At 37.6% G+C, this 18850-nt stretch carries 23 protein-coding genes; 10 read left to right on the top strand and 13 right to left on the bottom strand.

The window, feature by feature from the left end:
* Positions 1-73 precede the first annotated feature (73 nt).
* Both ACRPLY_RS03235 and ACRPLY_RS03240 read left to right on the top strand, forming a co-directional pair.
* Positions 74-976, top strand: a complete 903-nt coding sequence (locus tag ACRPLY_RS03235; protein WP_013056801.1) for a LysR family transcriptional regulator — start codon at positions 74-76, stop codon at positions 974-976.
* A gap of 161 nt (positions 977-1137) precedes the next feature.
* Positions 1138-2208, top strand: a complete 1071-nt coding sequence (locus ACRPLY_RS03240) for a DUF3900 domain-containing protein (protein WP_033578829.1) — start codon at positions 1138-1140, stop codon at positions 2206-2208.
* A 72-nt stretch (positions 2209-2280) separates the two neighbouring features.
* Here ACRPLY_RS03240 and ACRPLY_RS03245 read toward each other — a convergent pair whose 3' ends face one another.
* Positions 2281-2460: a small acid-soluble spore protein H gene (locus ACRPLY_RS03245; protein WP_028413564.1), complete on the bottom strand. Its 180-nt coding sequence runs from the start codon at positions 2458-2460 to the stop codon at positions 2281-2283.
* A 77-nt stretch (positions 2461-2537) separates the two neighbouring features.
* Positions 2538-2897 carry a hypothetical protein gene (locus ACRPLY_RS03250; protein ID WP_432231543.1) on the bottom strand — a complete coding sequence of 120 codons (360 nt, stop codon included), beginning with the start codon at positions 2895-2897 and terminating at the stop codon, positions 2538-2540.
* Between the two features lie 221 nt (positions 2898-3118).
* Here ACRPLY_RS03250 and ACRPLY_RS03255 point away from each other — a divergent pair, with 221 nt between their 5' ends.
* The 3 genes from ACRPLY_RS03255 to ACRPLY_RS03265 all read left to right on the top strand — a co-directional run bounded on the left by ACRPLY_RS03255 (position 3119) and on the right by ACRPLY_RS03265 (position 4057).
* Entirely contained in the window at positions 3119-3427 is a 309-nt protein-coding gene (locus ACRPLY_RS03255; protein WP_013056797.1) for a flagellar hook-associated protein FlgK, read from the top strand.
* Between the two features lie 141 nt (positions 3428-3568).
* Complete coding sequence (locus ACRPLY_RS03260) at positions 3569-3715, top strand: hypothetical protein (RefSeq protein ID WP_098626789.1); 147 nt, start codon at positions 3569-3571, stop codon at positions 3713-3715.
* Between the two features lie 129 nt (positions 3716-3844).
* Positions 3845-4057 (top strand): hypothetical protein, encoded by a 213-nt coding sequence (locus ACRPLY_RS03265; RefSeq protein WP_432231544.1) that lies wholly within the window; start codon positions 3845-3847, stop codon positions 4055-4057.
* A gap of 60 nt (positions 4058-4117) precedes the next feature.
* On the opposite strand, the gene ACRPLY_RS03270 is transcribed toward ACRPLY_RS03265, so the two are convergent.
* The 4 genes from ACRPLY_RS03270 to ACRPLY_RS03285 form a co-directional block, all read right to left on the bottom strand.
* Positions 4118-4552: a MerR family transcriptional regulator gene (locus ACRPLY_RS03270; RefSeq protein WP_033578828.1), complete on the bottom strand. Its 435-nt coding sequence runs from the start codon at positions 4550-4552 to the stop codon at positions 4118-4120.
* A 524-nt stretch (positions 4553-5076) separates the two neighbouring features.
* Complete coding sequence (locus ACRPLY_RS03275; protein ID WP_047751091.1) at positions 5077-5685, bottom strand: methyltransferase; 609 nt, start codon at positions 5683-5685, stop codon at positions 5077-5079.
* A gap of 68 nt (positions 5686-5753) precedes the next feature.
* Positions 5754-5930: a hypothetical protein gene (locus ACRPLY_RS03280; RefSeq protein ID WP_165573411.1), complete on the bottom strand. Its 177-nt coding sequence runs from the start codon at positions 5928-5930 to the stop codon at positions 5754-5756.
* Between the two features lie 95 nt (positions 5931-6025).
* Positions 6026-6640, bottom strand: coding sequence for a poly-gamma-glutamate hydrolase family protein (locus ACRPLY_RS03285; RefSeq protein ID WP_228123050.1), 615 nt, complete (start codon positions 6638-6640; stop codon positions 6026-6028).
* Positions 6641-7031: 391 nt separating this feature from the next.
* Here ACRPLY_RS03285 and cyoE point away from each other — a divergent pair, with 391 nt between their 5' ends.
* Positions 7032-7949: a heme o synthase gene (cyoE, locus tag ACRPLY_RS03290; protein WP_013056789.1), complete on the top strand. Its 918-nt coding sequence runs from the start codon at positions 7032-7034 to the stop codon at positions 7947-7949.
* Positions 7950-7973: 24 nt separating this feature from the next.
* Here cyoE and ACRPLY_RS03295 read toward each other — a convergent pair whose 3' ends face one another.
* A complete protein-coding gene (locus tag ACRPLY_RS03295) occupies positions 7974-8912 on the bottom strand; it encodes a carbohydrate kinase family protein (protein WP_432231545.1) in 939 nt (312 codons plus the stop codon).
* A gap of 1 nt (position 8913) precedes the next feature.
* Entirely contained in the window at positions 8914-9123 is a 210-nt protein-coding gene (locus tag ACRPLY_RS03300) for a cysteine-rich CWC family protein (RefSeq protein ID WP_033578825.1), read from the bottom strand.
* A gap of 161 nt (positions 9124-9284) precedes the next feature.
* On the opposite strand from ACRPLY_RS03300, the gene ACRPLY_RS03305 reads away from it, so the two are divergent.
* A complete protein-coding gene (locus ACRPLY_RS03305) occupies positions 9285-10619 on the top strand; it encodes a D-serine ammonia-lyase (RefSeq protein ID WP_432231546.1) in 1335 nt (444 codons plus the stop codon).
* A 55-nt stretch (positions 10620-10674) separates the two neighbouring features.
* Here ACRPLY_RS03305 and ACRPLY_RS03310 read toward each other — a convergent pair whose 3' ends face one another.
* The 3 genes from ACRPLY_RS03310 to ACRPLY_RS03320 all read right to left on the bottom strand — a co-directional run bounded on the left by ACRPLY_RS03310 (position 10675) and on the right by ACRPLY_RS03320 (position 14006).
* The gene (locus ACRPLY_RS03310; protein ID WP_223546552.1) at positions 10675-12057 is read right to left on the bottom strand and encodes a PH domain-containing protein; all 1383 of its coding nucleotides are present in this window, start codon (positions 12055-12057) and stop codon (positions 10675-10677) included.
* Positions 12050-12532, bottom strand: coding sequence for a PH domain-containing protein (locus ACRPLY_RS03315; RefSeq protein ID WP_013056785.1), 483 nt, complete (start codon positions 12530-12532; stop codon positions 12050-12052). The genes ACRPLY_RS03310 and ACRPLY_RS03315 overlap by 8 nt, the downstream gene beginning before the upstream one ends.
* Before the next feature lie 142 nt (positions 12533-12674).
* Positions 12675-14006, bottom strand: a complete 1332-nt coding sequence (locus tag ACRPLY_RS03320; RefSeq protein WP_034265658.1) for an NAD-dependent malic enzyme — start codon at positions 14004-14006, stop codon at positions 12675-12677.
* Positions 14007-14314: 308 nt separating this feature from the next.
* Between ACRPLY_RS03320 and ACRPLY_RS03325 the strand changes: the two genes are divergently transcribed.
* Positions 14315-14893: a TIGR00730 family Rossman fold protein gene (locus ACRPLY_RS03325; protein WP_028413576.1), complete on the top strand. Its 579-nt coding sequence runs from the start codon at positions 14315-14317 to the stop codon at positions 14891-14893.
* A gap of 29 nt (positions 14894-14922) precedes the next feature.
* Here the strand turns inward: ACRPLY_RS03325 and ACRPLY_RS03330 are convergent, their stop codons facing one another.
* Complete coding sequence (locus tag ACRPLY_RS03330) at positions 14923-16134, bottom strand: cytochrome P450 (RefSeq protein WP_432231547.1); 1212 nt, start codon at positions 16132-16134, stop codon at positions 14923-14925.
* A gap of 285 nt (positions 16135-16419) precedes the next feature.
* On the opposite strand from ACRPLY_RS03330, the gene ACRPLY_RS03335 reads away from it, so the two are divergent.
* Both ACRPLY_RS03335 and ACRPLY_RS03340 read left to right on the top strand, forming a co-directional pair.
* Positions 16420-17151 (top strand): ZIP family metal transporter, encoded by a 732-nt coding sequence (locus ACRPLY_RS03335; protein WP_028413578.1) that lies wholly within the window; start codon positions 16420-16422, stop codon positions 17149-17151.
* Positions 17152-17234: 83 nt separating this feature from the next.
* Positions 17235-17780 (top strand): DUF4825 domain-containing protein, encoded by a 546-nt coding sequence (locus ACRPLY_RS03340; protein ID WP_325077565.1) that lies wholly within the window; start codon positions 17235-17237, stop codon positions 17778-17780.
* A gap of 20 nt (positions 17781-17800) precedes the next feature.
* Here the strand turns inward: ACRPLY_RS03340 and ACRPLY_RS03345 are convergent, their stop codons facing one another.
* Positions 17801-18703: a GNAT family N-acetyltransferase gene (locus tag ACRPLY_RS03345; RefSeq protein WP_028413580.1), complete on the bottom strand. Its 903-nt coding sequence runs from the start codon at positions 18701-18703 to the stop codon at positions 17801-17803.
* Positions 18704-18850 lie beyond the last annotated feature (147 nt).

The raw sequence follows: 18850 nt of genomic DNA on the forward strand, positions 1-18850 counted from the left end.
TCAAATCAATATAAACAATATATAATTTAGATAAAACTAATCTAATTTTGATATATATAGATGGAGGATGCTTATGGAACTGCGTCAATTACGCTATTTTATGGAAGTTGCAAAAAGAGAACACGTATCTGAGGCCGCAGAATATCTGCATGTAGCTCAATCAGCAATCAGCCGTCAAATCGCGAACCTGGAATCTGAGCTAGGTGTTAGTTTATTCAAACGTGAAGGAAGAAATGTCAAGTTAACAGCAATAGGAAAAGTCTTTCTTGAGCATACGGAGACGGCTATGAAAGCTATTGACTATGCGAAAGAACAAATTGATGAATACTTGGATCCCGAAAGAGGAACGATTAAAATCGGATTTCCAACAAGCCTTGCTAGTCATCTTCTTCCTACTATTATATCAGCCTTTAAAGAAGAACACCCAAATGTTGCTTTTCATCTTAGACAAGGTTCGTACAAATTTTTAATTGAATCGGTTAAAAAAAGAGATATCAATATCGCTTTTTTAGGCCCTGTACCTGTAGAAGATCAGAGTATTGAAGGGCATATTCTATTCACTGAAAATCTTTTAGCCCTTGTTCCCTCTCATCACCCGCTCGCTGAACGGGATAACATTCGGCTGCGGGATTTAAGAAATGAAGATTTTGTGCTATTTCCAAAAGGATTCATTTTACATAAAATGGCCTTTGACGCTTGCAAACAAGCAGGATTCATGCCCAATATTTCATCTGAAGGAGAAGATTTAGATGCGATTAAAGGTCTTGTATCCGCAGGAATTGGCGTGACGCTTCTTCCTGAAAGTACAGTGTCTGAAACGACTCCTCGTTTTACGACTAAACTTCCTATTCATACGCCGCAGCTTCAGCGGACAGTCGGAATGATTATTCCTAGAAATCGTGATTTAGCACCTTCTGATAAAATTTTTTATAAGTTTGTCAAAACCTTTTTTGAACGTTTGGAGCAGTATAAATAAGAGAGGCCCCCTGCCTCTCCTATTCTTTGCTTTATACACTATTCCTCAGCTGATCAATTGTATAAATAGATCTTTTTCCCCCTAAAGCTAACAGGCATTGACGCTTACCGGACTCTTTCTTATACTGAAGTAACTGACTAAAAAGAAACAAGGTGACTGCTATGGATTTTAAAATTAATTTTTTATCATTTTACGTAATACAAGTAGAAGGAAAAGAAGAACAGGCCTCTAAACAATATAAGCATTTTCAAACGCTTGATACGGAAGAATATGAAGAAAGTTCCATTAAAGATTTTTTAGACGGTGAATTTAAAAAAATTGTAAAGCGCAAAGTAGAGCGACACCCCAAAGCAGAACAAGTGCCTACAAAGCTCGGGTATTTTATAGTTGAACCGGGACACGCTCTCGACTCAAACCCTAATTATAATTTATTTCACCGCACTCGTTTTGCCACAACCAAAGAAGAGTTTGAAGAAAACAGCGAACAGTTTATCAATGCATACCTTGATACTGCAGCCGTTCGAGGAGGAGCATTTTTAGTGGTATCTGCTGTTCCAAGAAAATATTTTGATCATGCTTTTGTGTTTATTTTAAAATGTGACTTCGAACCAAAAGTGGCTTCAATTTCAGATGAATCAACCCTTATTCGTCACGTAGAAATGGCGATTACTACTAAAAACATGAAATCCATTCAATACCCATACATGCCTGAAGAAGGCATGGTGGAAGAAAGCGAACTCGTTATCCACCAAGCGTCTCACGCCCGTTATTTTGAAGACTTTTTGAAATTCATTGATTACAACGAGCCGATGCCTGAGATTATGAAAACACAAGTGATGGATATGGTGCGTGAACACGTCAGCGAAACGTTTGAAGCAGAAAGCGTAGAGCTTGAACAGTTTGAATCAGACATGGAACTGTGGGCAACAAGTGAAAAGCGTGAGCTTCAAGAACGTTTAGATACCCATCAAGTCATGGAAGCCGCTGCTCATATCGTCGAGCATACCCCTGATGCAGAGCTTAAAATGAAGCTTGGCGAAACAGAGATTAAAGGGCTGCTAGCTGATTTTGGTGAAAATATTCATTTAGCAAAAGTGAACGGACGCTACGTGGCGTTAATTGAAGCGGAATCGATTCTGTTTGAAAAAGGCGCGTCTCCGATTGAGTTTCATAAGCCAGGTGATTTGCACGGGATTATTGAGAAAATCAACAGTAAGAAATGGGAAGAATAAATAAAAGGAAGAGAGCTGTGTATTTGCTCTCTTCCTTTTATTTAACTGAACTAGTAGCTCTATTTATCCACCTTAATTCTCTACTAATTGACTCACCGCAACATTTTGTTCATTTTCCGGCTGACCTAGCGGATAAATTCTTGCCGTATCATTTTCTTCGCTTACATGTTGAATATAAACGGCCGTATCGTTATACGTAACGTTAGCCATAACGGGTGAATCAGCAATTTGTTTTGCTCGCTGCTTGTCCACGTTTCTTCCCCCCTCTATGCTGATATACATATAAGGTTTGCTTAAAGAATGGATGATATTCGCCGTTTATAATCGTTCTAGCGCTTTTTAGCGGTGCGGTAGCCAAGGTAAAAGATGAAAGAAGTATAGATAATAAATGCAGCTCCAGCTAGCAAGATCATTTTGTGATGATGCCAAAGGTCTACGTATGTTTTGATGAAGACCCCTTTTGTAAGTAAAATATATTGATACACAATAAAACCAACCGCCAAAGCAAGAAACAGCACGCGAAACAAACGAATGAAATCAATGTTAGATAAAATGGAAGCAGCTTTTACCCAGGGCGATGTAGGAGGCGGAGCTTTTTTGATGCTGCGGCTCTTCGGCTTTTGTTTCTTTGCAGGCGGAGCTTTTGATTCTTCTATTTTAGGTGCTGGTTTTTGTTTCCCTTGAGCCATCGGTCACTTTCCCTCTTTCTTAAATAAAGTGTCTAAAAAAGAAGCTTTTCTATTTTGCATATTCAAGAAAGGGTTTGCTATCTCCTTTTTCCTCCTAAAAATATTTTCCTTTTTTAAAATACAGAATGTCTTTAGGTATGTGCCTATAGCATTTTTCTTATCTTCGCATACGTTATATCGTGTTTGATTTGAAGTTACTATTTAAAAGGAGCGGTGCCCTAATGAACCCTTATTATTTCAACCCTGGATATATTCCTCAGCAAGTTGATTACTCAGTTCAACAATACTATCCCCCTTACGTACCACAGCATGAAGAATACGATGAAAGACAGCAGCTTCAAAATCTTGGAGGATTTGAACGAAGAATTCGTGCTCTTGAGAGACAAAATGAGGAGCAAGTCAGAGAAATTACTCGCTTAAATCGAGTTGTGGAGCGACATACTGACCGTATAAACAGATTAAATCAGCGCTTACGCAATGTAGAAAGAAGACTTAACATTCCATTTACAGCAAGCCAGGACGGATTTTAAACTTACCTTAAGCATTCCCGTTTCTTTTGAGCGAGAATGCTTTTTTACATATCTTCCGTCGTTTTTGATAGCACGAAGGATATTTGATTAAACTTTACATAAAATAAAATTCGACTATAAAAAAGAAAAGGAGAAAATCACATGAAATCCCCTGTTGTTATTTGTCCTAACTGTCATTCTCAAAAAGAGCTCGCTACCGTTTTAACTGCTCAGTCCAATCAAAACGTTATCTATATATGCTCAGCTTGCGGCTATAAGCTGACAAACATTAAAACAAGCAAAGGATAACCAGTATCTCTCCCCTCACTTAGTACCTATACTTAATACGTTCTTCTGTCCACATACAAAAATTAACGTTTACGTAAATGTTATTAATTTTGTATACTGATAGTATTATGGGAAAGGGAGTTGAAGAAGTTGAAGTTTAAAATGAAGGAACGCGGGCAGCTGCATTTGAGTCCGGAAGGAAAACAATTGATTTTAGACTTATACGAATCAAATATGATGGAATCTGTAAATGAAGCTTTGGATGCTGAAACAAGAAGCTTTCACAGCGGAAAAGCCGACGGGATACAGGCTATTCTACTTCTTTTAGGGGTACAGCTAGAAGAAAACTCTGCACAATCATAAATAAATTCCCTATAAAACACATAAAAGCAGACGCACTCTTCTGGTGAATGCGCCTGCTTTTTATGATTCTTCCTGCTCGAATTTTACAATTGCAGCCTTAGCACGATCTCTCAGTGACAGAAGGTCAGACTCTACTTTTAAGATGTTTTTCTTTTTCTGTTCAATCAGCTTGAGCTGCTCTTCTACCGTATGTAACACTTGCTCTAACTTTTCTTTTTGTTGACTTGTTCCTTTCACTTGCCTATAATCCATCTTTTGTATTTCAAGAGTATCACTTAAAGCAAGAAATTCCTGTAATTCTTGAAGTGAAAAACCCATAACTTCTTTGGCATTCGTAATTTTCTTTAAAAATTCTACATGTTCTTCCGTGTACAGACGAAATCCACCTTCACTTCTTGGAGGTGCTGGCATCAGTCCAATTTGTTCATAATAACGAATCGTACGTTTTGTTAAACCGCTTTGCTTCGCTACATCATCTATTTTTAGTTCACTCATTTTTAAATCCCCTTTAATCAATTAACAATGTCAACTTTTCGTACTTTTTACTATTATACACTAACGCTAGATATCTCAAAACAAATCTGAACAGCTGTGCACTTATTTAAAAATAAATAAGCAATTTCTTTACCCTTTTTTAGAGTAAAAAAATTGCTTATACAGTATACGCTGGGTTCTTTTCTCTAAAACCTTATCATAAATGCCGTTTCTGTTAATTTACGATTTAGCATACAAATTAATAAATTTGTTTTTGAGACTTCTTATTTCTATCGACTAAATGTTTATTAACTTGTATGTAGCCTTCTCTTTCTGTACTAGCCCCGCCTGCGCTGAGTACACCGATAGCCACGCATGCTATCCAACCTAGTTTCATTATAACAGAAAGCGCTTACATAATAAAGTGTTATGCTTTAATTTCTAAAAAGTTATAAATAAAATCAGCAGGTCTTTTTCTAGCCCCTGCTGATTTGTTAAATAGAACGAGCGACGATACACCTTTATGGAATAGTAAATAAGTCGTCTTAATAAGCTACTTTATAAATCAAAAACCGTTCATATGGATTTTTACGATTCAACTCTGGCAGCATTACCTCTTCTTTTAAAATGAAAGAAGGGTGTTTTTCGAGATGATGAAGATAATCCTCTGAACTATAATACAAAATTAAATCAATCTCGCGCTTATTCTCTTCCCACGAAAGCAAAATATTGTTCACTACTTGGATAAAAATTTGAACTGAAAAAGGATTAAAAAAATAAAAGCAGTTGTCTAGTGGGTGAATCTTATATTCCTGGGCTAAACAACACTGAAAATAAATATGACTTTTTCGGCCCTTGGCTTTTTTTAAATAGCGCCTCTGATTATCTATGGCCTGCTCATAGAAGTGCTCATTCATTTCTATCCCTACAGCGGTGGCATTACATAGGTAGTTCACATAAAAATTCAGCCTTCCTTTCCCACACCCGAAGTCGACAATTCTATCGCTGCTTGTTAGCTCATACTGATTGAAAAGTGCTTCTAATGCACTATAAGGCGTGGGTTCATAACGATGGTAATGAAATGAATCATTAAATCCCTTTTGTTCTCCCGTTGTTTTTATATTTAATAAAGCATCATAATATTGTTCATTCATGGCCAATCTCCTGTTTATAGTTGTCGAAAAAGAGAAAGAAGGACAGATGTCCTTCTTTCTCTTTTTACTCACTCTACTTTTACGCGCATTTCTGATATTTTAAGACCAATCTCTTCGATTAACTGCACAGCTTCCGCTCGTTTTTGATCATCTAATGTGCTGATTTCTGGTATGTCTATGCTTTTTAAATATCGATAAGAGGCTTTAAGTCGTTCTAGGGTATCTTCTTGGTCAAACTTTTTCATGATTATCTCCTCCAGTTTATGTAGTTACTATATGTATACCACAAACATGTCCGTAATAAATCTAACCTGTTTAATAAATACTAAACGTATCTGATTTATCTAAGAGGAAATGCACTTCTAATAGCTGATATATACTCAAAAAATTCCTGGGTTTTCGAATTTTTACGTTCATTTCTCGTGTTAGTTGAAAAAAAAGCTTCTCTTTGCGCTTTACTTATCTCAATTTGCACACCCATCCGCCTAGCTGTTTTATTGGTTATATTTCTAGGGCTGGTACCGGAAACAGGATCTTGATCTGATAAAATTTCTGTACTAAAGCCTTTAGAAACAAGCGCTTCATGTACTTTGGACCTTAACGCTTTGTCAGCACCGCCGATTTTAGTATGCTTTTCACTTTTGTCGTTGTATCCATGAAAAGATACTGCATAGTCTTCTTTTGATATAATCGTTAACGCATGAGGTTCATCAAAATGAGTGGATGTGATATGAAGATCGGCATTTCCTGATTTCTTTAACCCTTCAAATATATAGTACGAGTATTCGTTGCCCGCTAGGCCAACAGCAAGTTCGGATGTTCCAGTTTCGATACCTCCGCCGTGTATCGCAAGCATAATAATGTTAGAAGGTCTGATTTCAAATTGAATTTTGTAGTCTTGGTTGTATACTTCATAAGAGGCAAGTTCAGAGAAGCTAGCATATTTATCTGGCATCATATATCCTCCTTGTGAATAAGACATAGTAAATAAACTTATTAGTTCTTTCTTTAATGTACCACATCTTTTCTTTCATCACATACTATGTGATTGCAATTACCAATAAATATGGTACGATTAAGTTCGAGTTTCTTGCTCGTTAAAAGTTCACCAGATAGTCAAAATTTTCGTTTTTAAGCATTCCATTTTTATCTTATAATAAAGGATGTACTTATTTTCAGTCGGAAATTCGACATTTTTCTTTGTTTTTTAAAAAAGTTCAAGGAATGTTAACAAATTTTACGAGCAACCTTGATGTAATTACGATATTTTTTTGTTAAAATAGTTTAGTTGATTAATAAAGATTAGGTTTATTCATGTAAGAATAAGCTCAAAAAGGAGAATTGCTGTGAAAAATACCGAAGTTATCACAAAGGAATCACTTCCTATCAATCAGTATTTTTCCCGGGAAGTAATCAGTGCTATTATAAAAACTGGGATTATTAAATCGAACTCACTAGGAATGGTTGCTGGGCTTTGTCTCGCAATTGCTGTTAATGACTTAAGCTTTGTGACACAAATTCCTATCATTATTTTGGCTTTAATTGGGACATCCTTTGTCGTAGGAGGAGCTGGGGCAGTTAATAACTTCTATGACCGTGATATCGATGCAATCATGAAACGTACAAAAGACAGACCGACGGTAACAGGAGCGGTCAACCCTAAATTTGCTCTATGGTTAGGACTGGCTTTATTTGTTATTGGTGTAGGTATTTTATTTTTAGTTTCTAACATGGCCGCCATTATGGGTATTTTAGGATTTTTCTTTTATGTAGTGCCTTATACTATGCTTACAAAACGTACAACCATTTATAATACCGAAGTCGGAAGTATTTCTGGAGCTATGCCTCCGATCATTGGCTGGGCCGCTATTTCACCAGACTTATTTCATCCGGTAGCAATTGGATTGTTTGTATTTATGTTTTTATGGCAGCCTCCTCACTTCTACGCTATTGCGATTAGAAGACTTGAGGAATATAAAGCCGCAGGTGTACCAATGCTTCCTGTAGTAAAAGGTATCCGTCGTTCCAAAGTCCAAACGCTTGTATACCTAGTTATTTTACTAGCGGCATCGTTCTTATTTTTATCGTTTAGTAAAATTATCGCATTTACAATGTTCGGTTTAACACTCGTGTGGATGCTTCTTGGAATTGTTGGATTTAAAAAATTAGAAGATACAAAATGGGCTACTTTAATGTTTGTGTTCTCATTGAACCATCTTACGATTATTTTTGCCCTTATGATTATACTGTCATTTTTTAAATAATAAATGCTCAAAAGCAGGTAGCTATCAGCTACCTGCTTTTATATTAGATACATCTTTTGCTTTAAGCGAAATCATTCCTCCGTATCTCGCCGAAACTGCTCCACCTAACGCGTTGGCAAACATTGTGTACTGCTTACATGACTCCTCACTTTCAGGCAAACCTTTTTCATGAATACACCAGAGAATTCCTGCCATAAATGCATCACCCGCTCCTGTTGTATCTATCGCCTGTACTTTCTTTGCACTCACATGAAGCATTTGATTTGCAGTAACGGCTACTGCGCCCTTTTCTCCTTGAGTGACCCATACGAACGGAATATGATACGCTCTCAGTTTTTCTAGGCTTTCTGCCAGATCTGTTGAATTCATCAAAAATAGGAGCTCATCTTGAGAGATTTTCAAAATATCTGTTTCGTACAAAAACGATGTTACAATATTTCTACATGCTGCTTCACTTTCCCATCTTTTCATTCGAATATTCGGATCAAAAGCTACCAGCATACGATATTTTTTTGCGAGCCTCACAGCTTCTCTTGTAGTTTCCTGGGAAATCGGATGAAACAAAGTGCCTGATCCAAAATAAAAAATCGCTGCCTTCTCAAATAAAGCTTCCTGCAGCTCATATTTATACACTTGCTCATGAGGGGTAGAATCTATGTAGGAATGAAAGTAACGATCTCCTTCTTTACTTTTATGTACATACACTTCACAAACTTTTTTCGTCACCGAAGTTACACAGCCGCTTTGGTTTACTCCTTCAATTAAAAGCTTCTTTCTTACAAAACCACTTGTTTCATCACTCCCTAACTTGCAGATATAAGATGCTTTTGCTCCTAACTTCTGAACTCCAACTGCTACATTAACGGTTGTGCCTCCTAAAAAAGGGTCAAAGTCAGTGTTAGATTCATTTTTGGCGATAAAATCAATAAATGCCTCACCGTATGAAATAATTCCTTTTTTCACGTTAATCCCCGCCTTCTTCCTTCTGTCTCGCAACGCATTTGACGCATACACACGCTTTCCCTCTGCTTTCTAAAGGAATTTGTTTAAACAAATCAGGAGTAAAAACTTTCTGCATGCACCAACACTTTTCTATTTCTCTGCCTTGTACAGAAGCACAGTTATTTTTCTCTCCGCAGATAGGACATCTGCTATCATCGCCTGAAAATGCCATAAATTCCTCTCCTTTTTTCTATGCAGTTGTATAAGTTATCTTTATTAGTATACAAGAGGCAGTTAAAAGCGCTTTCTGCTTTTTGATATTTTCGTTTTCAACTTCTTCTATTCTTGATACTATACATATAAAGGAAATAACATATTGAGAAAGGAGCCTTTATGACGATACATTTATTTCACCAAAAACCCCTTGCTACATGGATGCGTGAATATCCTTTATTAACACCTTTAATCAATAAACAGGAAATACTTTGGATAAATCCTTATTTAAAACCTGCTCAAGAAGCACTTTCGTCTCTTTCTTTACATACCAAAGATATAAAAGATGCAAAAGAGCGACTTTCTCGCTTTTCTTCTTTTCTTCAAATCGCTTTTCCGGAGCTAAAAGCATCAAAAGGAATCATTGAATCACCTCTTCAAGAAATTGCATACATGAAAGACTATTTAAATCAACAAATGAATAACGAGCTGCAAGGAAAATTATTGATGAAATGCGATCACGATCTTCCTATATCAGGTTCTATTAAAGCAAGAGGCGGCATTTATGAAGTATTAAAATTTGCTGAAAGTCTTGCTATCAAAGAAGGGCTGCTTACCGAAGAAGACAGCTATGCTCTTCTAGCTGAAGAACGATGTAAAAAGTTATTTTCTTCTTATTCTATTGCAGTAGGATCTACCGGTAATTTAGGTTTAAGCATTGGTATTATAAGCGCCGCTCTCGGCTTTAACGTCACCGTCCATATGTCAGCCGATGCGAAGAAATGGAAAAAAGATTTGCTTCGTTCGAAAGGCGTAACCGTTATTGAATATCAGTCTGACTACGGAAAAGCCGTGGAAGAAGGACGAAAGCAAGCCGAAGCAGACCCCGCCTGTCATTTTATTGACGATGAGCAGTCTAGAGATTTATTTCTTGGTTATTCCGTCGCTGCCTTACGCTTGGAAAAGCAGCTAGCCGAGCTGCAAATTCAAGTAGACGCTGAACATCCTTTATTTGTCTATTTACCTTGCGGAGTAGGCGGAGGTCCTGGCGGTATTACGTTTGGATTAAAAGCAATATACGGTGATCATGTTCACTGCTTTTTTGCTGAACCTACTCACTCTCCTTGCATGCTGCTCGGATTAATGACCGAGCTGCATGATGGCATTTCCGTTACCGATATTGGACTTGATAACATAACAGCTGCCGATGGACTAGCTGTAGGAAGGCCATCTAGCTTTGTAGGCGAAACGATAAAATCGCTTATTAGCGGAATTTATACTGTAGAAGATGATCAGCTTTTCCGATTTATTTATGAGCTAGCCAATCGTGAAAATATGTATATAGAACCTTCAGCAGCGGCTGGTTTACAAGGGCCCCTTCACCTGATGGAAAGCGGGTCTTCCTATATACAAGCGCAAGCACTAGAAAACGATATGTCAAAAGCTACTCACCTTGTATGGTCAACTGGAGGCAGTATGGTGCCCGCTGACGTGATGAATAGCTATTACGAGTAAGGAAAAAATTTAATGAATAGATAACGTCAAAAGGCATGAAGAACAATGATGTTCTTCATGCCTTTTTAGAAGAAGTAGCTTGCAGAAAGATAGGATGCCAAATTTCAAATGGAAAATATCCCGATTTATAGCTGCCGCTTGTACCCATAGTTGAAATTTTTATTTTCCTGTATCCTTTTTTCCATAAAAAGGTGCCTGCAAACACCTCAATTTGCTCCACTTTCTTCCTTCTAATAATCGTTGTTTTTCGTGTTAAAAACTGTGAGCGAATAGCGACAAATACCTCGTTCATCATTAAGCCGCCTTGGCGATAGCCCAACCAGTGAATAAGTACATATGCAAGGCATAGCACAGCAATAACCCACACGAACATTGATTTCCAAAAGCTGATGCCAATCCCTGCCGCTACAAATAACAAGAGCGGTAATAGTAATGGGTACCATGCATATTGAATAGCTGTATTTCTTGGACACTTTATATATTCGTAGTGCGGGACATATACGTTCATTAACGATGAAATCTCTTTTTGCTGGATAAACGGGTGTAAATAGACCTTTTCTTTTAAATCAGAGGTTACGACATTTAACGAAACGGAAGACCATCCAAATAAGCGTCGAACCAACCCTTCCTCTATCGTAACAGCCTGTATCTTATGAAAAGGAATCGTAAGGGATTTCTTATTTAATAGTCCGTATTTAATATGTAGATAATGATCGTAGCGTTCCACTGTAAAACCGCCAAATCGTATCACATATAAAACGATAGACAACAAATAAGCAAGCACCACAATTGCAGCGACTAATACAAATAAACCAAGCATCGATTGATGAATCACTTCTTCGTAAGCTGTCTTCACCCAGCGGTTGATATACGTATCAATATACTGATAGAGAAAACCAAGAGCAGCAAATATATAGCCAAAATTCCCGGAAAACGCAGCAGCTAACGCCAGCTGTTTCACCGACACTTTCATCATACGTTCAGGACTTTTTTCTGTTATTTCCGGCTGACTCCCTGACAGCTTTAACGTATCTTTAAGATGGTGCGCTTCTTTTAGTGAAATACCAGATAAATCAATTTCAGCATCCGTACCGCTGCTGGCCGTGTCAATACGAAGCCGGGCTAAGCGAAGAATTCTAAAGACAAACGGCTGATCTAACTGAATCGATTGAATGCGATTTCGTTGAATAAATCGTTTTTCTTTTTTAAAAATCCCTTTATACAGACGCACTTCCGTTTCCGTTACTTCATAACGAAATTCCCTCCAGGTAAAAAAAGCAAATAAAGCGACTACGCCTCCCGCTAATAGCGTTGCCCACCAATATGTAAACAACAGGTGCCGATTGACGATAAATACAAACACAAAAGGCAGGATATTATTTTTTATATGTTCAATAAATGCTATTGCAATATATAGCGGATGCAGCCGCTTACTCATCTTCATCATCTACCTCTGCTAGTCTAGCAATATACTCTCGCAGTGCTTCAGCATCTCTTTGTACGAGTGCAGGAATTTCGACGCTTCCAGCTGCTGTGATGATTTTAACAGATGCCAAGTCAAATTTTCGAAAAATCGGCCCTGTCAACGTTTCAACGTGCTGTACTTTCACAAGGGGAATTTTCGTATGATACCAGATGAAGAGCCCTCTTTGCACATCAATTTGAGTATCTGTTACTTCATATGAATATACATTCATATATACATTTGGAGCTATAATTGTATATATGATAAAGCTCACGACTAATAGTCCAGCTGATATCCATCCAATAATTGACCACCAATCAAAAAAATGAACGAGTAGAAAATAACCCGCTGTTGCCAGAAGCCACAGGCTATGCGTAAAAATGGATTGCCAGCGCATCGCTTTTTTAGCCTCGAGGGGCAATTTGCCCTTTAAATGTTCAAACTCCATAAAAACTCCTTTCTCTACCTTTTTTACTATTTCTATTACTATATTACGTTAAAAAAGGAAAAAAGTTTCATCGTTTACTATTTTCTTATTATTTTTTGATAAAAAACAAACAAGGCTGCCTATTTCGAGGCAGCCTTGTTTGTTATCGATAAACGCCGTCTTTCTCTCCGTGTGCAACAGCCGCTCTTTCAACTGCTTCAGATACTGCTTCGTGTACAGCTAGATTAAGAGGGTGAGGAACTAAATCGCCTGGACGCGTTGAATTTGCAATGGCTTCAGCTGCAGCTACAAGCATCGTATGCGTAATATCACGCACTCCCGCATTTAATACTCCTCTGAAAATACCTGGGAATCCAAGCACATTATTCACTGACCTTCCGTCAGTAGCATAAATAGCTCCTGCTTCAAGAGCATCTTCAGGTTCAATTTCTGGTTTTGGATTAGAAAGTGCTAAAATGATTTGCCCTTTTCGAATCCATTCTTTCTGTATTAAGCCAGGTACACCTGTTGTCGCAATAACAATATCACAGTTCTCCATAAGCTCTTCTAATGAATCCGCTACTTTTCCACCGTAGCTGACCAAGCGCTCATTCGCTTCAGGAGACTTATCAGCTCCTATCACCTGTTTGACACCGTAAGCCATGAACATTCTGCAAGTAGCGATACCAGCAGCTCCTAAACCAATCTGCCCTACTTTTGCTTCTTTCAAATTCACACCTGTGCTGCGACAAGCTGAGATAGCTGCTGCTAGCGTCACAACTGCTGTTCCGTGTTGATCATCATGCATAACTGGAATATCTAGCTCTTCTTTTAAACGTTCTTCAATTTCAAAGCAGTGAGGCGACCCTATATCTTCTAGTAAAATACCGCCAAATCCTGGTGAAATATTTTTAACCGTTTGAATGATTTCTTCCGGCTCATTTACATTCAACAAAATAGGGATAGCGTTTACACTGGCAAGCTGATCAAATAACGCAGCTTTTCCTTCCATGACAGGCATTCCTGCAACTGGACCAATATTCCCTAGTCCTAGTATAGCGGTACCATCCGTTACAATCGCAACCGTGTTTCCAATGCTCGTATAAATTTTAGCTTTGTCGGGCTGTTCTTGAATAGCACGGCAAACGTTTGCTACACCTGGTGTATATACTCTTCTTAAGTCAGCGATCGACTCAATTTTCATTTTGCTTTTCATTTGAATTTTACCGCCTTCATGCGCATGAAGAACTTCATCTGATACTGTATGTAAAGTAATGCCTTCTAAACTGCGAACCGCTTCAAGCAATTCCTCAAGCTGGTCTTCACTTTCTACTTGAACCGTAATACTTCTCATCGTGTAGTTATGTCCTACTTTAACGGTTTCAACCTCGCCAATGTCTCCTCCAACATTTCCAATGGCTGTTGCTACTCTTCCTAAGTTTCCTGGTACAGTCGGTGTTTGTACCATTAATGTGCGTATTAAATTATTCATCATATCCCCATATCCCCCTTGTCCTAATCCTGCAAGTACGTATACTTACTAATGAAGCGTTTAAAACGGTCCAATCTCCCATAAGTTCATATTATCTACTTATCTTACAAGTAGATCTATGCGTACTCTCTTTTTCATCAAAAGAAAAGAAATAGATAACGCTTTCAAACAGATGTTTCGCTTTGATTATAAGCAAAGTTTTTAGAATAATCAAGCGATGACATTGTGAAAATTCATAAATTATTAAGAAGGATTTTGTTGTTCATAAACAGAAAAGACTTATATAGAGAAGAAACAAAGGAGTGAAGAAATTGAAATCAATTTGTGTGTTTGCAGGATCAAGCGCAGGAATAAAAACAGAATATAAAGAGGCCGCCGTCTCGCTAGGACGCTACATGGCCCAAGAAAACTACCGGCTGATTTACGGAGGCTCACGAATGGGCCTGATGGGAGAAGTCGCAAATGAAATGCTTGAACATGGGGGCGAAGTCATTGGTATTATGCCCCGCGGTTTGTTTAGCGGTGAAATTGTTCATACCGCGCTGACAGAACTCATCGAAGTAGAGAGCATGCACGAGCGAAAAGCAACTATGCACGAGTTAGCAGATGCTTATATTGCCCTTCCTGGAGGTTTCGGGACATTTGAAGAGCTGTTTGAAGCTCTTTGCTGGGCTCAAATTGGCATACATAAAAAACCAGTGGGGTTATTAAATGTAAACGGCTACTACAACCCCCTTATGCAAATGGTTCAGCATGCAGTAGATGAAGGATTTTCTACGGATTCTGCTATTCGTCTCATCAATATTTCTGATACTCCCGAACAGCTTATCTCTTCAATGGACACCTATACGTCTCCTTCAGAGGACCAAAAATGGAAGACTGAACGCTAAAAAGCAAGCGCATCATTTGCGCTCGCTTTTCAGGCGTTGTCAAAAGTAATTTCATATTTTTTTACCCCAAAAACAAAAGGGCTATCTATTGGCTTTAAAGGCTGATTCTGAACTTTGGAAAATTCCCCTTTTTCTAGTAATTTAGCAAAGGCAATTTTCCCTTCCATTCTTGCTAACGGTGCTCCTAAGCAAAAATGGATGCCAAAACCAAAGCTTACGTGAGGATTCGTTTTACGACGCACGACAAAAGTGTTAGACCGTTCAAACTTAGCTGAATCTCTATTTGCACTTGCTGCCCAGCTAATTACCTGCTGCCCTTTTTTAATTTTACACTCTCCAAGTTCTACATCTTCAGCGGCTATGCGTCCAATCGCTTGAATAGGAGGATAATAGCGGAGCGTTTCTTCCACGAGATTCGGAACTAGGGATATGTCTTGACGAACTTCATTCTGTATGTCTACGTCTTCTGTCATATACCGGACTCCGTTCGTAATTAAGTTTGTTGTTGTTTCATTGCCTGCTACTAGCAGTAGAATACAAAACCCTAGTACTTCCTCTTCTGTTAAATGTTCGCCGTCAATTTCTGCTTCTAAAAGCAGCGAAATCAGATCTTCTTGTTTCTTTCTCTGACGCTCAGCGATAATTTCTTTAAAATACCCTTGTAAAAAAAGCACCCCTTCATTACGCTTTTGCATCATTTTCGCAAAAGCTTCGTCTGAATTATTTTCAGCACCGCTCACTAAGTCATCGGAGTACTTTTTAAACAGTGCTCGATCTTGTATAGGTACTCCTAGCAGCTCAGCTATTACAATAATCGGCAGTGGTCCAGCAAAATCTTCTACTATATCAAACTTTTTTTTGCTGCTTACTTCATCTAATAAATAATCTGCAATCTCTTCAATATGACCCTCCAAGTGCTGAATAGCTCTTGGTGTAAAAGCTTTATTCACTAAGTTTCGTAATTTTGTGTGTTTTGGAGGATCCATCATTAAGATACTTTCTTGGCGTTCTTCCATTGCTCGTTTGGATGAAAAAAGCGACGGGTTTTTTAAAATATACTTTACTGTTTCATAATCAAATACATCCCAGCAGTTTCGGCTTTCATCGTAACGAATAGGTGCTTCTTGACGCAGACTGTTATAAATATCAAATGGGTAAAGCTGCTGTTCAACGGATTTAATTTCTTGCATAGGAATTAAGTTAGCATAACGATTTTCTCTTTTCACTGCTTTTGGATTCATCTCGTCTTCCTTCTTTCGTTTAAAAGTGACCTCATTAAGTTTTTTGACCTTCTACAGATGAAAGAATTTTTTTCCATCTTTATATCTTTTGATCAGACTATCACAAGGTTTTTTCACTTTCAACGGACATAATCAGAAAATTTTGTCAATTATACAGAAGACTTATTTTATTTAAGGTCTAAATCAGTGATTCTTTTCCATTTTTTTAGTTCTTTTATCTTGTTTCATAATAATCACATAGATGGTTACACTACAAATAAGTACGCAAGAAAGTAGGGATCTCATGTGATAGATGCCCTTATGTGGGGTGGTGTCTCAGGCTCAGCTGTATTAATTGGAGCTATTATAGCTATTTTTGTACCTTTAAAAAAACAGTTGACTGCTTATATTATGGCTTTTGGCACGGGCGTTTTGTTAGGAGCTGCTGCTTACGAGCTCATTCAAGATTCGGTAAAAGAAGCGGGAATTATTGCTTCTTCTTTAGGCTTCTTAACAGGCGCAGCACTTTTTACTCTTCTTGATATGTCTTTAGCTAAAAAAGGTGCTCACAAAAGAAAACGTTCAAACCACCTTGTCCCAGCTAGCTCAGGACTAGCCATTTTTATTGGTACCATTATGGATGCTATACCTGAATCACTGATGATTGGCGCAAGTTTGATTGAACAGCACCACGTTAGCTGGCTGCTTGTTGTTTCTATTTTTATCAGCAATATACCGGAAGGAATCTCCGGGACAAGCGGACTACTAAAAAGCCAATATAAGCGAAAGAAAATTTTTTCATTATGGCTTTCGGTCTTCTTTATATCAGCTCTTTGCTCTTGGATTGGATATCTATTTCTTCAAGACGCTACCCCAAACATGATGGGCTTTATTGCCTCATTTGCCGGTGGTGGAATTGTAGCCATGGTTGCTTCTACGATGTTGCCGGAAGCTTTTGAAGAAGGTGGTCCTGTTATTGGTTTTATTGCTTCATTAGGGTTATTAACTTCTATTATTTTGGATTATCTGTCTTTTTAATGAATAAATTTATATTTTGTATGAAACAAAAAGTGTAGGTCTTTCGTCTTTACAAGTAGATATAAACAAAAGGAGTTACCATTATGAAAAAAATAGATGCTTCTCTTACACTTTGTATAGTGCTCACTTGCCTATCAGGGTGTGCCTATGCACCTCATAATAATCTGTCTGCTGAAAGAGTCTCTGCTTCTTCTATTCATCATACTTCTTCTTTAAAACGTGATACTTCAATAGAAGAAATAACAAATAAACTTCCAGGACACGTTTATTTAAAAGGTATAACTTTTCAAAATGCGCAAAAACCTTACTACTTAGCAATTAACTACGCTGCAACAGATAATCAGCATGCGTTTGAAAAAAGCTGGACGTCTGTTAAAACTAAACGTACACTTTTACATAACGCAACCATTTTACTTTCTGCCGTACAAAATATTGACAGCGTTCACTTTACTATTAACACGACTGTTCCTCAGACAATCACGATTACTCGAAAAGAGTTAACCGACTTCTACGGAACAGATCTGCGCAATTATAAGGACGGGACTCAAGCATGGAAAGCAAAATACGAAGGGCAGCAAGAAAAAATCGAGGAATTTTATGATGCACATCCAATTACGGAAATGCAGTAAAAGCGGCCCATTGCCGCTTTTTAAAGTTGTTTTTTCATAAACACCTGCTCAAGTTTGATTCCTTCATCTGTATATAAATCTTGAAAACCAAATGATTTTAACATTTTCACGAGTAAGCTATTTCCTTTTTCAGGTACATTATGTGTATTGTAAGCAATTGGTCCATACATATTAAAAATGGTTGCTAATAAAAAGGCCAGAACGTCCTCTGAATTTGAGATATGTTCCTTAACGCTTCCTTGATAAAAAGTAACGGAATTCACGATGCCTATGGAAGAAAAATTCTTTTGAAATAATAGATAGCCAACTTCTTCGTTTCTTTCATTCAACGCAATAAACGATTCTCCATCACAAATACAGTCAAATTGATTTTTCCACGGAACGTCGTATGTATAAAAGGGTAGGTTCTGAATATCTTTTGCAAGCCTTCGCTTTAACGAATACGCAAGCTGATTCTTCTTTTTAAGTAAAGAAGCGGGAAAACTACCTCTATGCTTTAGAAAGAAAAGCGTATCTACAATTTCATATCCATATTTCTCATAAAGGTGAATGGCTTTTTTATTGACTGTAAATGCTTCCAGACTGGCTTCCACTACTCCTTGCTGCTGATATTTCTCAAGTGTAGCTTTTAGTAAGGCTTCACCAATTCCCATTTTTCGGTAAAGGAATGCTACACTTGTACCTCCATTCCAAGCATGTTTCTTTCCTTTGACTCTTTTTATTCCATTTAACATAATTCCAGCTGGTGTGTCATTATAAAAAGCTACAAAAGAATGCTCGACAGATAAACGATCCACACCAAACCTACAAATGAATTGATCTAGTGACATCTCAACCGGAATGTAATAATCTTCAAAACCCTTATTAAATGCTTCTAGCGCATCAGAAAAAGAACACTGACTTAAAGGCTTAATTATAATCACAGGACATTCCTTCCTTTTTTAAAAAGATAATAAGCTAAAAAACCATTATAAGGAAAAATCATCAATAACATTCTGAATTTTTGTGGTTTTAAAAAGGAAAGGAAGAAACAAACCCTTTATACACCCTGTCTCTTCCTTTCTTTTAAC

It is taken from the genome of Priestia sp. TGN 0903, assembly GCF_050846855.1.
GTDB classification, from domain to species: Bacteria; Bacillota; Bacilli; order Bacillales; family Bacillaceae_H; genus Priestia; species Priestia zanthoxyli.